The organism is Parolsenella sp. LCP21S3_E11 (genome assembly GCF_052118165.1).
Classification (GTDB): Bacteria; Actinomycetota; Coriobacteriia; order Coriobacteriales; family Atopobiaceae; genus Parolsenella.
In genome coordinates, this window is the sequence record NZ_JBQKHS010000002.1 from 157,838 (window position 1) to 171,451 (window position 13,614).

General features: G+C 64.9%; 9 protein-coding genes and 1 tRNA gene. 2 read left to right on the forward strand and 8 right to left on the reverse strand.

Annotation, left to right across the window (positions count from 1 at the left end; translation table 11 throughout):
• Positions 1-4: 4 nt before the first annotated feature.
• Both rpmI and infC read right to left on the reverse strand, forming a co-directional pair.
• On the reverse strand, positions 5-199 hold the full coding sequence (rpmI, locus tag ACTQ1Z_RS04240) for a 50S ribosomal protein L35 (protein WP_293813885.1): 195 nt from the start codon (positions 197-199) through the stop codon (positions 5-7).
• A gap of 1 nt (position 200) precedes the next feature.
• Positions 201-779, reverse strand: a complete 579-nt coding sequence (gene infC, locus ACTQ1Z_RS04245) for a translation initiation factor IF-3 (RefSeq protein ID WP_320678927.1) — start codon at positions 777-779, stop codon at positions 201-203.
• Positions 780-1,331: 552 nt separating this feature from the next.
• Between infC and ACTQ1Z_RS04250 the strand changes: the two genes are divergently transcribed.
• Positions 1,332-2,417: a methyltransferase domain-containing protein gene (locus ACTQ1Z_RS04250; RefSeq protein ID WP_441858986.1), complete on the forward strand. Its 1,086-nt coding sequence runs from the start codon at positions 1,332-1,334 to the stop codon at positions 2,415-2,417.
• 46 nt (positions 2,418-2,463) lie between these two features.
• On the opposite strand, the gene ACTQ1Z_RS04255 is transcribed toward ACTQ1Z_RS04250, so the two are convergent.
• Complete coding sequence (locus ACTQ1Z_RS04255) at positions 2,464-2,961, reverse strand: CarD family transcriptional regulator (protein ID WP_320678925.1); 498 nt, start codon at positions 2,959-2,961, stop codon at positions 2,464-2,466.
• Between the two features lie 947 nt (positions 2,962-3,908).
• Here ACTQ1Z_RS04255 and ACTQ1Z_RS04260 point away from each other — a divergent pair.
• A tRNA-Leu gene (locus ACTQ1Z_RS04260) sits at positions 3,909-3,994 on the forward strand.
• 166 nt (positions 3,995-4,160) lie between these two features.
• Here ACTQ1Z_RS04260 and ACTQ1Z_RS04265 read toward each other — a convergent pair.
• From ACTQ1Z_RS04265 to tgt, 5 genes are all read right to left on the reverse strand, one after another.
• Positions 4,161-4,856 carry an MBL fold metallo-hydrolase gene (locus tag ACTQ1Z_RS04265; RefSeq protein ID WP_441858989.1) on the reverse strand — a complete coding sequence of 232 codons (696 nt, stop codon included), beginning with the start codon at positions 4,854-4,856 and terminating at the stop codon, positions 4,161-4,163.
• A 5-nt stretch (positions 4,857-4,861) separates the two neighbouring features.
• On the reverse strand, positions 4,862-7,255 hold the full coding sequence (locus tag ACTQ1Z_RS04270; RefSeq protein WP_441858991.1) for a RelA/SpoT family protein: 2,394 nt from the start codon (positions 7,253-7,255) through the stop codon (positions 4,862-4,864).
• A gap of 5 nt (positions 7,256-7,260) precedes the next feature.
• Positions 7,261-10,587, reverse strand: a complete 3,327-nt coding sequence (recJ, locus tag ACTQ1Z_RS04275; protein WP_441858993.1) for a single-stranded-DNA-specific exonuclease RecJ — start codon at positions 10,585-10,587, stop codon at positions 7,261-7,263.
• A 2-nt stretch (positions 10,588-10,589) separates the two neighbouring features.
• Positions 10,590-12,143 carry a SecDF P1 head subdomain-containing protein gene (locus tag ACTQ1Z_RS04280; RefSeq protein ID WP_441858995.1) on the reverse strand — a complete coding sequence of 518 codons (1,554 nt, stop codon included), beginning with the start codon at positions 12,141-12,143 and terminating at the stop codon, positions 10,590-10,592.
• A 248-nt stretch (positions 12,144-12,391) separates the two neighbouring features.
• Entirely contained in the window at positions 12,392-13,537 is a 1,146-nt protein-coding gene (gene tgt / locus ACTQ1Z_RS04285) for a tRNA guanosine(34) transglycosylase Tgt (protein ID WP_441859004.1), read from the reverse strand.
• Positions 13,538-13,614 lie beyond the last annotated feature (77 nt).

The following is a 13,614-nucleotide window of genomic DNA, read 5'->3' on the forward strand; positions in this document are numbered from 1 at the left end:
CGCGCTACTTGCCCATGCGGGACGAAACGACCTTGACGTCGGCGGGGGCGAGCTCGGTCTCCTGGCGGAAGCCGCGAATGCGCTTGGGCGACTTCTTGGTGAGGATGTGGCTCTTGAAAGCCTTGGCGCGCATGATCTTGCCGGTGCCGGTCTTGCGGAAACGCTTGGCCGTACCCTTGTGCGTCTTCATCTTGGGCATGCTAGTTCTCCTTCGTATCCTTCTCGTCTGCCACTGCGGCCTTCTCGTCGAAGGCGCCCTTGATCGGCGCGACGAGCATGTGCATGTTGCGGCCTTCCATCTTGGGCTGACTCTCGACCGTGGCGTAGGGCTTGAGGTCCTCCGTCAGGCGCTCGAGCACGTTGAGACCCTGCTCGGGGTGAGCCATCTCACGACCACGGAACATGATGGTCACCTTCACGCGCGCGCCCTTCTTGAGGAAGCGCATGACATGACCCTTCTTGGTCTCGTAGTCGCCGGTGTCGATCTTGGGACGGAACTTCATCTCCTTGACCTCGACCTTGGCCTGGTTCTTACGAGCCTGCTTGGCCTTGATCGCCTGCTCGTACTTGTACTTGCCGTAGTCCATGACCTTGCAGACGGGCGGCTCCGCGTTGGGGGCAATCTCGACGAGGTCGAGGCCCTGCTCGGAAGCGATGCGCTGCGCGTCACGAACGCCGAAAAGACCCAGTTGAGAGCCATCGACACCGATAAGACGGCAGGAACGAGCGGAGATCTCCCCGTTAATACGGGGACCATCGGATTTGGCTATCTTACACACCTTCCTTTCGTTGCGGTGTGCCTGGTGGGGGCACCTCGCCGCGGTTGCGGCTTGGCCCTTGTGGGCGCCACCGCACGAAAAAACCGGAGCTGCGACATGTGCAGCCCCGGCAAGATTCAGGTAAATCGCTCCTATGATTTGAGCGTATCTTCCTTTGTCTGACCAGACAGCTGCCCGTGGCGCCGTTCAGGTGGGGCCATAAGCTCTGACCCACTTCGAATTGAGGCCGTCTGGCCACAACGGTTATGTAGTATGCCATGCCTTCACAAGACGCGCAAGCACAAAGTTGAGCATGCACCCAAATGTGAAGGCCTCCACATAGCGCGCACTCGCACGGCGGAAGGTATGAGGGTTTCCACATGGCGAACGTTCGCGAGACGAGCGACTTGTCCGCGACGCATTTGCCGTGTGATCACCACAATACGTCTTACCGAGCACCGCTGCAAAACGGCACGCCAACGTGCCAAGAAGGCGTCGTTCTCTCGCGCGGCAATCTTGTCCGCAACCTCTGCCATACTACCTCGTAGGCGAATTACGAGGAACGAGGGATTCATGACCAAGGGCTATCAAGGCAAGAGCGGACATCAGGGCACTGGTTCGCGCAGGCGTGGCAGCAAGCGCGGCAAGTCCGCAGGCAGGCAGGACGCACGCCCCCGCGAGCCCAAAGCCACTCCCGAGCCGCAGGAGCTAGATGCCGAGCTTGGCCTTCCCATCCACCTCATCGAAGCCGTTCGCTGCCAGTATGGTGAGGAGGCAACGCGCATCGAGACGGGGTGGGCATGCAGCCGTCGCGTGACCTTGCGCGCCAACACGCTCCTCGCCAGCGCGGAGCAGGTCGCCGGCGACCTTGATGCGGCTGGCATCGCCTTCACGCGCGTGCCTTGGTACGAAGACGCCTTCGTCTTGGCAGACGGAGCGCGCGAACGCGACCTCTGGGATCTCGATATGTATAAGCAGGGCAAGATCTACCTGCAAAGCCTTTCCTCCATGCTGCCCCCTCTCGCACTTTCGCCGCGCGCCGGGGCAGATATCCTCGACATGTGCGCGGCCCCCGGTGGCAAGACCAGCCAGATGGCAGCGCTCGCTCCCGGTGGGGATGGAGTCCGCGCCGCACGCGTGACGGCTTGCGAGGTCTCTAAGCCGCGCGCCGAGAAACTCGAACACAACCTTGCAAAACTTGGAGCAAAGAACGTCCAGGTCATGCGCACGGACGCGAGCAAGCTCGATGATTGGTTCTCCTTCGACCAGATTCTGCTCGACGCGCCATGCACGGGCTCCGGCACCGTCCATGTACAGGACGACCACGCGGCGCGATACCTCACGCCGGCCCTCGCGAGCGGCGTCGAACGTTCGCAGCGTGCCCTTATCGACAAAGCGCTTCGCGTACTCAAACCCGGCGGAGAGCTCGTCTACTCAACCTGCTCCGTGCTTGCGCGCGAAAACGAAGACGTGGTCAGCTGGGCGCTCTCACGTCACAAGGATTGCGAGCTGGTTGACGCCGGCTTGCCCGCTGGCGTACTTGGGTCAGAGGAGTTCTCCGTGCCCACCCTGCCATGCGGGTTGGACGGTGCCCTCACGGTGTGCCCGAGCGATTTGTTCGAGGGATTCTTCTTGGCTAAGATTCGCAAGCTTGGCTAGCCCCGTAGGCTGGCCAAGCACGCAACTAGCAAGACGAGCGATTGCCCTAAGCCTCATCCGCCATGTCGTGGCCACGCGCCTCGAACATCGAGATGATCTCATCGGGCGTGGAGTCGAGCGCGCAGGCGAGCTCCTCGAGGGACCTACGCTGCGCCTCCCTCAGCACACGCGACATAAACGTACTGGGCTTTTTGCCCTCAGCCTCCGCGGCGGCAATGCGCTGGCGCATAGTCTTGACCACGCGAACGGAATCCGGCACGCCATTCTTGAGAAGCGCCTTGAAGTGCTTCTCCTCGAGACCAGAATTGCGATCAGTGAAGTCGTCGCAGGTCAAATCGTCGTAGCCCTCGATGACCGCAAGAGCGTCCTCACGACTCACGGGAGGATGAAGCTTGTCTGCCTGGGCCTGGGGATACAGCAGCTTCGTGGTGCTGCGTCCGTCGCCAGCCTCAAGGACGAGTACGGGAAACGGCGAATCCTCGAAACCGACAACCGTGCACAGGCCCTGACCGGGATGCATGACACGCTCCCCAATTGCAAACATATCAACCTCCACGAAAGGTTCGCACTCGCTAACCTCGACAGGCGTCCGGCTCGGCCGATTCAAACGGCCCGGCCGGCTAAACCGATTAAATCGGTTAAACCCTATAGTATCACTACGATTCTGTATAACCGCAGGTAAATTCACAGTCGGCATGAGAATCCCCTGCGTAAGAGGTTGATGGTACGATGCCGCGCCGAAGATCGGGGCGCGGCGGGAGCGGCCCGCGGGCAGCGCGGGCGGCGCGGTCCAGCGAAAAGGGCCAACTGACCCACCATGAGCTCGCTGCGAGCACATGCAAGTTTATGCATATAGTTGGCTAACCTAAGCACGCCTTTTTCGCGTCAAATCAGGCTCAGCGACAAGTGTTACCGCACCACCAGAACGCCACGTTATTTCGAGCGCGCTTACAACGCTTATGCAAGTCGATTTGCACGACGAAGCAATCCAGCTACGAGGAGCTTAAACGTTGGCGGACATCCAACGCGCTTAGCGCTCTTATGCATGTCGTTTTCTACGGCGCTCCCATCGCATCACGGGGAATCGAAACGTTGGCGAGCCCTCGACACACATAATGCTCCTAAGCATGCCAATACACGCATCGAGAAAGGCACCGCGTATCCGTGGCGACCATTTGCGCGGTTAAACACATTGGCAGCACCATATGCGCGTAAATAGTCGCCACGGATTCGCGAGGCTCGGCCGCAGAGACACTTTATACGCAGATAGAGAGGTTAAGCGTGCTGATTTACCTTGCCGAATGGAGGTGACCAGGCGCCTCCGCCGTTCATGCGCGCTTAGCGGCTTTAAGCGTGTCGTCTTACGTTGCCGAGCGGAAGCGGGCAGGCGGCGCCAACGTATATGCACGCATAGCGGCTTTAAGCGTGTCGTCGGGCATTCCTGCCGGGCATTCTGTATACTCTTGTCCGTCGCGCGAACAGCGCGCTTAAGCCCGAGTGGTGGAATGGCAGACACGGAGGTCTCAAAAACCTCTGGGGGAAACCTCGTGCGAGTTCGACCCTCGCCTCGGGCACCAAGTATTCGGCCGGCCCCGCGTATTGCGAGGCCGGCCTTTTTCGTGGTGTCTATGCCCAAACGCGCCCAGCGGAAGCAGGCGCTCGGCCGCGCTCGCCGTAAGCAACCGCCCGGCCGTACTCGCCGCCCGTTCGCGCCAGGCGCAAACCAGTCTCAGCCGCCCGCCGCTAACCCACCCATCGCAGGTAGGGGTTGTGTCCGAGCTCCCAGCTCATCGTGGTGTCGTCACCGTGGCCGGGAAGCAGATACGTCTCCGGCGGAATCTCGCCTGCCGCACGGCGCAGGGAGTCGAGCATGGCGGGCATATCGCCGCCGCGAAGATCCGTCCTACCCACGCTACCAGCAAAGATGGTGTCACCGGTAAAGCAGATTCCCTCGGCATCGCCCTCGCCCACGAGCAGAATGCCACCCGGGATGTGGCCGGGCGTCGGGAGGACGCGGAACCTCGCCGCGCCAACGCCTACGACGTCGCCGTCCTTAAGCAGGATATCCGGCTTCGGCGCGTCATCGTCATAGTTCGCGCCAATCGATAGCTCGCGCTTGGCATGCATCGCGACATCAGCGTCAGCCGCGGAGATGGCGAACTTCGCGCCCGTGGCCTCGACCAGCCCAAGCACGCCACCCACGTGATCCACATGTCCATGCGTGGCGACCACAAGCTCGACCGGCACGTCGAGCTCCTTGGCGATAGTGGCGCCCCCATTGGCAGGGTCAACCACCAGCGCGCGGCCCTCGCTCACCACGGCGTAGCAGTTGGTCGAATGCATGCCGACCTCGACGTGGAAAAGCATGACTTTGAGCCTGCCGGACTCCACGGCCTCGACGCCGTCCAGTCCCATAGCGCCCGCATTGTAGATGCCCATGCCGGCTATCTCCTCCCGTGAATCGAGCTCGCGCCCTCACCAGGCATGATGCGCCGCGCGTCATAGACGGAGGGCACGCGGCCGATCGTGGCAAGCAGCGTGTCGAGCAGGTTCGCGTCGCTGATGGCGATGAGGAAGCGGAGCTTCGCCACGCCATGCGAGTTGGTGTTCGTCGCGGCGGAGAGGATGTTGCCACCCGCGTCGCCCACGGCGATCGTAACGTCCTTGAGCAGACCCATGCGGTCCGTCGCCTCGACGACGATCTCGACCTGGAACTGCGTGGCGCCGGAGGTATCCCACTCGACGTCGATCATGCGCTCCGGGTGAGCCATGAGGCCCTTCACGTTGGGACAGTTCGCACGGTGGACGGACACGCCGCGACCACGCGTGATGAAGCCCACGATCTCGTCGCCTGCGACGGGGTTGCAGCAGTGCGCGAGGTGGACGAGGAGGTCAGCGTCGCCCTTGGCGACGACGCCACAGCTCGTGCGCTTGCGACCATCGCCAGGCTTGCGACCGCGCGTGGCGCGCGTCTGCTTGTTACCGACCATCGGCACGTCCGCATCGAAGAACTGCTGGCGGGCGGCATTGGCCTCGGCGTTCGCCTTCTGCTGGGCGGCGAGCACTTCCTCGGGCGAGCCTTCCTCGAGGATGGCCTCGACCTTGTTGGCAACGGACTTGGCAGTGAGCTTGCCGTTCGCGATGGCGGCGAACATGTCGTCCGTGGTCTTGAACGACTGAGCCTCGGCGGCGCGGTTGAGTGCCTTGACGCTCCTCGGCGTGGAGATGCCATAACCACGCTTGCGCAGCTCTCGGGCGAGTTCGCCACGACCGGACTCCGCGTCGTCAGACTTGGTCGAGGCGGCGAAGTACTTGCGGATCTTGGCGCGCGCGGAGGGCGTGGCCACAATGTTCATCCAGTCGCGGCTGGGCTTGGAGTTCTTGTTGGTGAGAATCTCGATGCGGTCACCCGTGGCAAGCGGCGTGGTGAGCGAGACCACGCTGCCGTTCACCTTGGCGCCCACGCAGTGGTTGCCCACCTCGGTGTGCACCTGATAGGCGAAGTCAAGCGGCGTAGAACCCGCACGCAGGCTCATGACCTCGCCCTTCGGCGTGAAGACGAAGATCTCGTCGCCAAAGAGGTCGACGCGTAGGTCCTCGAGGAACTCATGCGGGTCAACCATGTCGTCCTCGACCGTCCAGTCGAGGCTGCGGCGGATCCAGGAGATCTGCTTGTCAACGCTCTTGTCATCCTGGCTCATGTTGCCCTGCGAGTTGCCGGCACGCTTGTAGAGCCAGTGGGCGGCGATACCATATTCGGCCTGCTCGTGCATTTCACGCGTACGAATCTGAATCTCGATGGGGCGCGCGTCCGGGCCAACCACCGTCGTGTGGAGCGACTGGTAGCCATTGGGCTTGGGCGTGGCGATGTAGTCCTTGAAGCGGCCCGGCAGCGGGTGCCAGAGCGAGTGGACGGCGCCAAGCGCGCTGTAGCAGTCGCCCACGGTGTTGAGGATGACGCGCAGGGCGATGAGGTCGTAGATGTCCGAGAACTCCTTGCCCTTGCGCTTCATCTTGAGGTAGATACTCCACAGGTGCTTCGGGCGTCCCGTGATTTGGATGCCATCGAGACCGACGCGGCGAAGCTCGTCAGTGAGGGTCTTGATGGCCTCCTCGGTGTCACGCTCGCGTTGGTCGCGGGAGTCCTGCACCATGCGGGCGATGCGCTGGTATTCCTCGGGCTCGAGATAGAAGAAGGCGAGGTCCTCGAGCTCCCACTTGATGGAGGAGATGCCGAGACGGTCCGCGAGTGGGGCATAGACGTCCATCGTCTCGTGAGCCTTGAAGACGCGGCGATCGGGCGGGAGGGCAGCCAGCGTGCGCATGTTGTGCAGGCGGTCAGCGAGCTTGATGATCACGACGCGAATGTCGCGGCTCATCGCGAGGAACATCTTGCGTAGGTTCAGCGCCTGCTTGGCATCCATCGAATCGACCTCGATGGACGTGAGCTTCGTGACGCCGTCGACGAGCTCGGCCACCGTCTCGCCAAAGAGCTCGGAAAGGTCCGAGAGCGTGGCGGGCGTGTCCTCGACCGTATCGTGGAGCAGGGCCGCGCAGATGACGTCCTCGTCCATGTGAAGGTCATGCGCGAGGATGAGAGCCACTTCGACGGGATGGTTGATGTAGGGCTCGCCGCTCCTGCGCCTCTGGTCGCGGTGGAACTCGGCGGCGAAGCGATAGGCCTCGTCGACCTTGGCCATCTCCTCCGGAGTGAGGTAGCGCGAGCAGGTCTTGCGCAGCAGTGGGTAATCGTCCGCGCCGACCTCTGGCGCACCCTCGGGCGGAGCGGTAACGTGTCGCTCGACATCCGTCGCGGCCTCGTGCTTGGTGTCAGCCATGGGGCTCACTCCCCTCCCTCGCGCGCCATCGTCCCAAAACCGGGAACGATGGGCCTGTTGATGCGCCCGATCAGCTCTTCGGGCGTCGCTGAGAGCACCCAGTCGCGGAACTCACGGAACTCGGCGCCAGACCTCATGCCCTCAAGGTAGCGGATTGACTGGTCAAGTTCCATACGCTCGGGCGATTCCGCCATGCGAATCCGACGCTGCGTGCCATATCCCTCGACCGTCAGAAAGCCCAGGTCGCGGAAGATCGCGATCCCCGCGGAGACCGACCGTTCCTCAAGGCCGCACCCTGGGGTTATCTGGAGACATGCATCGAGTAGCTCGGCGTTCGTGTGCGCGATGCTGCCCTCGCCCGCAGCGGCGGCACGCGCGGAGAGCGAGCGGAGCGCGCGCCACAGGCAGACGAGCTCGTCTCGGCCGGGTGCGTAGGAGGACAGGATGCGCTCGTTCACGCGGGCGTCGCGGGCGCCAAACATCAGGTGAATGGTCGCGGGCTTGCCGTCACGGCCGGCGCGGCCGCTCATCTGGTTGAACTCCACCGCGCCGAAGGGCATGTGGTAGAGCATGACGTGACGGATGTCGGGCAGGTTCACGCCCTCGCCAAAGGCGCTCGTCGAGATGACGCAGGTGAGCTCTCCGGCGCGGAAGGCGTTCTCCACGCGGTTGCGCTCGGCACGGGTAAGGCCCGCGTTGTAGAAGGCGATGTGGGGCGCGAGCTCGGGATTCGTCTTGCGAAGCGCGCGGGCGAGCACGACGGACTGCTCGCGGGAGTTCACGTAGGCGACGCACTTCTCCCCCGTGCTGGCGATTGCGGTGAGCGCCGCATCGCGGTCACGGAGCTCGCGCGAGTCATCGAGGACGAGGTTCTCGCGACAGGTGTCGTCGACGAACACGCTCTCGATCGAGGCCAGGCGGCAGATCTCGCGGGCGACGGGCTCGGCAGCCGTGGCGGTCACGGCAAGGACCGTCGGGTTGCCCAGCTCGTCGAGCACGCGGGGAAGCTCCTGGTAGGCGCCGCGGTTGCCACCCTTCGAGGTGCCGGCGTGATGTGCCTCGTCGATGACGACGAAGGCCACGCGCGAGCCACGGGCGAACTCGCGGGAATGGATGGCGAGGAACTCCGGCGTGGTGAGGATGACGTCGACCTTTCCCGCGGAAAGGCCGGAGAAGACCTCGGCGCGGACGTCCGGCGTGGACTCGCCCGTGAGGACGCGGGCGGAAAGGCCGAGCTCGGCGAGCTCCCCAGCGATATGGAAGCTCTGGTCCGCCACGAGGGCGCGCAGCGGGTACACGAAGATACTCGCCTGCTTGCGCGCGAGAGCGATGCGCGCGGCGTGCACGTGGAAGATGAGGGACTTGCCACGACCCGTCACCATGACGCAAAGGGTGCTCTTGCCCGCGGCAAGCGAGTCGAGAGCGAGCTTCTGCGCGGGGAGCAGGTCGTGGTCGCCGATGAAGCGACGCACGAGCGAGGCCGTGAGGTCTTCGCCCGCGGGCGAAGCGGGGGCGTCACTTGCGGGCACTGCCGCGAGCAGGCCCTCGCGAGAGTCTGACGCGAGGATCTGGGGAACGCGGGAGAATATCTCGTTGACGATCGAGGGCGCAGGAGCGGCGTCCGCCGTACGATAGATGATGTCGCGCACCATAAGCTTGGGCTTCGTGCGGCCCTGCCAGGTCTCCGCCACGGCCTCGAAGACGAGGTCGACGGCCCCCTCGTAGTCGCACGCGCTCTCGACGTCCGGCGTTCGGAACATGATCGCCGGCACGGTGTTCACGCCGTCTGTGGCAAGGAAGCGCAGGTGCTCGCCGGAGCGGCCTACACGGCTGCGTGCGCGCATGACCACGCCCGTCGCAGCAAGCAGGGGCACCTTGTTTCCCTGGCCAAACGGCTTCAGGACGGAGAGGGAGTCGATCGTGGGCACGTCCAGCTCATCGAGGCCAACGATGGCCGCGACCTCGTCCGTATCGACGAACTGCTCCTCCGGGAGCTCGGCCATGACAGCCTCGAGGCGCTCGCGGAAGGCGTCGAGGTTCTCGGCGTCGATGGTGACGCCCACGGCGCCAGCGTGACCACCAAAGCGCACGCAGAGATCAGCGCACTTCTCGACCGCCTCGAAGAGGTTCACGGAGCCGACCGAGCGACCGGAGCCGTGCGCCACGCCGTCCGAGATGGAGAACAGAATCGCAGGCACGTGATAGCGGTTCACGACGCGCGAGGCGACGATGCCCTTCACGCCCTCGTGCCAACCCTCGCCGCCCACGACGATGGCACGGCCGCCGTCATAGGTCTCCTCCACCATCGCCATGGCGGCGTCGGCGAGCTCGCACTCTATGTCGCGACGGTTCTGGTTGATGGTCTCGAGCTCGGCGGCGAGACGGGCCGCCTCGTCCGGATCGTTGGAGATGAGTAGGTCAAACGCCACGTCGACGTCGCCCATGCGACCCGCAGCGTTAAGGCGTGGGACGAGGGAGAAGGGCAGGCCGCTCGCCTCGATCTGGGTGAGGTCGCAGCCAGCGGCCGCGGCGAGCGCAACCAGGCCGACGCGCTTGGTGTGACGCATGAGCGCGATGCCCTCCGTGACGAGGGCGCGGTTCTCGCGCGTGAGGGTCATCATGTCAGAGATGGTGCCGAGCGTCGCCACGTCCGTGTACTCGCGCCAGAGGTCCGATCTGCCAAAGCGGCGACCCAGCTCGTGAACGAGCTTGAGTGCGACTCCAGCACCGGCGAGGTCGCAGCTGGGACAGCTATGGTCGAGCTTGGGATCACAGACGGGGACGCCTTGGGGCACGAGGTCAGCCGGCTCGTGGTGGTCCGTCACGACGACGTCGATCCCCTCGGAGCGCACCATCTCGACCTCGACCGCGGCGGCAACGCCGTTGTCGACCGTGATGATGAGATCGGGGTTGCAGCCCTCGACCACGCGCTGGAGCGCCTCGGAGGAAAGGCCGTAGCCCTCGCCGAAGCGCCTGGGGATGTAGGGGTGCACCTCGGCGCCAAGGTCACGAAGCGCGAGCGTAAGAAGGCAGGTCGAGCTCATGCCGTCCACGTCGAAGTCGCCAAAGACGGCAATGGTCTCACCGCCGCGCACGGCTCGCTCGACGCGGTCGGCCGCGGCGGGCAGGCCGGGAAGCTCGAGCGGGTCATGCCAGTCTCTGTCAAGCGACGGGGTGAGGAACTCTTGGGCGCTCTTGGCGTCGCGAATGCCGCGCGCCACCATGACGCGCGCCACAAGCGGTGACACGCCGCAGGCGATGCAAATCTCGTGCTCGGCGGCAACGTCGCCGGGCAGCAGATGCCAACGCCCGCTCTCTCGCAGGCCACTCATCTCTACTCGCCGTCCGTAACGCCAGCGGTGCCGTCCTGTGCGGCCGTGAACTCGTCACCGACGGTCTCGAACACGTCCGCAGCCGTGCGGACGCAAAGGGCGGCGGGCGCGAAGAGGCCGAGCGTGACGAGCAGGGACGCCATGCCGGCAGCAAGGGTCACCGCAAGCTCGCGGGCAAAGCCGTGCGCGAAGAAGGCGGCCGCGACGGAAAGCACGAGAACGGCAACAGCCGCCTTGACGAGAAGGGCGAGCTCAGGACCCGTCGCCTGCTGCTGGCTCTTCCGCACCGAGGAGCCCTCGTTGCGAGCCGCGCGGTAGCGGGCGGCCATGCGCACGCCGCAGATGATGGAGATGACCTCGGTGGTAGCCAGGCCGAGAAGCTCGGCGCGGCCGAGGATGACGAGCTCGAAGCGATAGAGGATGGTCAGCACGCCAAGCGTGATGGCAACAACCACGACGGAGAGCTTCGCCGCGAGGAAGCCCGCGCGGCCAAGCTTGGCGGAGGCGACGGCACCGGCAACAATCGCGAGCACAATCGCCGCCACGGCCGCAAGCTCGCGCGCATGTCCACGAGCGCGAGCGCCGACGGAGACGGGCTCGGTCTGGGAGAGGGAGCAGGGCAGCTCGCCGCCCGAGAGCGCGGCGGCATACGCCGTGGCCTGGTCCTCGGTATAGCCACCGGAAATGCTGATCTTGCTGCCCTCGATCTTGTTCTTCACGGAGGGCTCGGCGATGACCGCGCCGTCGAGCAGCACGGCAATCTGGCCGGAGGAGGAGGCGAGGTCCTCGGTCGTGGAGGCGAGCGCGGAGGCGCCGTCGGAGTCGAGCGAGACGGAAAGCGCGTAGTAGGTCATGCCGTAGTAGCTCTGGGAGACCACGGTGGCGCCCTTCACCTCGTCAGAGGTCAGGAAGGGCTCGTAGGTGCCCTCGTCGAGGGTAACGCCCGAGGCACCAGCCTGGAGCTGCTGGAGGGCGTCCGCGTCAGACACGGAGTCGAGGCGGGCGAACTCGAGGTGTCCCTTGCACGTGAGGGCGGAGGCGACGGAGCTCGCATCATAGCCCGCAGGCACGCGCAGCTCGAAGGTGTCGTCGCCGGTCTGGGTGACCTGGATGTCACGCTCGCTGAGGAGCGCGGCACGGTTCTTGAGGACGGCGAGGGCATCCGCTGCAGTGGTGCCGTCCTCGTAGTCGCTCGCCGTGAGGGTCACGACGGAGGCGCCGCCGAGGTCACAACCCAGCGGAATGCCCCACGCGGGCAGGAGCAGGCCCACGAGCGCCAGAATCGTGAGCGCAAGGGTCGCAAACATCACACCCGAGTGGCGGCTACGCTCCTGGGCGGTGCGACTCGCCGGGGTGTCCGCCTTGGCCGTGGGCTCCTCGGGCTCGGCGTCCGGTTCGGCGTCCTTCTCGGCCTCGCCGGGCTCATCCTTCTCGGCGTCACCCTCGGGCTCGGCGGCATTCGCGGACTCCTCCGCCTTCATGTCCTTCTCGGAATTGGAAGTCTCGTCGCTCGATACCGCGGCATCGTCGCGAGCCTCGTCGGCGTCACGCTTCATAGGTCCCCCTTGTGTGGCCGAGCGGCAAAACGCGTCGCCAAACCCGGCCGTAGTCTGTTTAACCCCTCGATTGTACCTAATAGGAGGGCCGCACAGTTGCAGGAGGGTTACCTCTCGGCCTTCGGGGAAGGTCATGTGACGGCGGCATCGCCAATCACGCAAAGGGGCGACGCGGAATCGCTTCCACGTCGCCCCCCCGCAGTCACTTACGGCAGGTCTGGCCCCAGCAAGCCGCCAAGCGAAACGCCCTAGAAGTCGTTCGCGGCGGGCGAGTTCATCCAGTCACGATAGAACTCGGCGTAGCGGCCCTCGGCGATGGCGGCGCGCACGCGCTCCATGAGGGCGAGGAGATAGCGAATGTTGTGCTGCGAGAGCAGGATGCCACCCAGCATCTCCTTCTGGCGCACGAGGTGGTGGATGTAGGCGCGCGTGAAGCCGCCGCGGCACGCCGGGCAATCGCAGTACTCGTCCAGCACCCCGTGGTCATGGGCGAAGCGCGCGTTCTTGAGGTTGAGGCGCCCCTCGCTGGAGAACGCCGTGCCCATGCGCGCAGTGCGCGTAGGCAGCACGCAGTCGAACATGTCGACGCCCGAGGCGACGGCACGCACGAGCGTGGTGGGGTTGCCCACGCCCATCAGGTAGCGCGGCTTGTTCTTAGGCATGTGCTCCGCCACGAGCGGCTCGAGCGTCTCGTACATCGTCTCGTGGTCCTCGCCCACGGAGTAGCCGCCGATGCCATAGCCCGGGAAGTCGCCGCACTCCTCGAGGTGAGCGAGGCTCCTCAGGCGCAGGTCCATGTGCATGCCGCCCTGGACGATGCCAAAGAGCGCCTGGTCAGGGCGCGTATGAGCGTTCCAACAGCGCTCCCCCCACATGCTCGAGAGCTCGACGGCACGGGCGACGTAGTCCTTCGTGGCCGGATAGCCCGGGCACTGGTCGAGCTGCATGCAGATGTCGCTACCGAGCTTCTCGGCGATGGCCATGTTGTCCTCGGGCGTCCAACTGACCCAGCGGCCGTCGTAGTCGACGGCGCGGAAGCGCACGCCGTCGTTCGTGAGCTTCATGAACTCGTTGTGGGAGAAGACCTGGAATCCGCCGGAATCCGTGAGGATGGGGCCGTCCCAGCGCATGAACTCGTGCACGCCGCCCATCTCCTCCACGAGGTCCGCGCCGGGGCGCATCGCGAGGTGGTAGGTGTTGTTGAGGATGATCTTCGCCCCGAGGTCACGGATCTGGAAGGGCATGAGCCCCTTCACCGTGGCCTTGGTGCCCACCGGCATGAAGATGGGAGTGGGGATGTCGCCATGGGCGGTGTGAAAGACGCCGCAGCGTGCGTGGGTGTTCGGGTCGTTCGCGATGATGTCGAACTTAAAGAGGTTCTCAGGCAGATCCATACGTTCCTTCTCGTCTGGCGCGGGCGCGCGGCTGGTCGGGGCGCGGCTGGGCGGGGCGGCGCCGGGCTGGCCGGCAC

Coding starts and splice junctions, on each gene's coding strand:
- rpmI (WP_293813885.1), bottom strand. CDS start 199: ATGCCCAAGATGAAGACGCACAAGGGTACGGCCAAGCGTTTCCGCAAG.
- ACTQ1Z_RS04250 (WP_441858986.1), top strand. CDS start 1,332: ATGACCAAGGGCTATCAAGGCAAGAGCGGACATCAGGGCACTGGTTCG.
- ACTQ1Z_RS04255 (WP_320678925.1), bottom strand. CDS start 2,961: ATGTTTGCAATTGGGGAGCGTGTCATGCATCCCGGTCAGGGCCTGTGC.
- ACTQ1Z_RS04265 (WP_441858989.1), bottom strand. CDS start 4,856: ATGGGCATCTACAATGCGGGCGCTATGGGACTGGACGGCGTCGAGGCC.
- ACTQ1Z_RS04270 (WP_441858991.1), bottom strand. CDS start 7,255: ATGGCTGACACCAAGCACGAGGCCGCGACGGATGTCGAGCGACACGTT.
- recJ (WP_441858993.1), bottom strand. CDS start 10,587: ATGAGTGGCCTGCGAGAGAGCGGGCGTTGGCATCTGCTGCCCGGCGAC.
- ACTQ1Z_RS04280 (WP_441858995.1), bottom strand. CDS start 12,143: ATGAAGCGTGACGCCGACGAGGCTCGCGACGATGCCGCGGTATCGAGC.
- tgt (WP_441859004.1), bottom strand. CDS start 13,537: ATGGATCTGCCTGAGAACCTCTTTAAGTTCGACATCATCGCGAACGAC.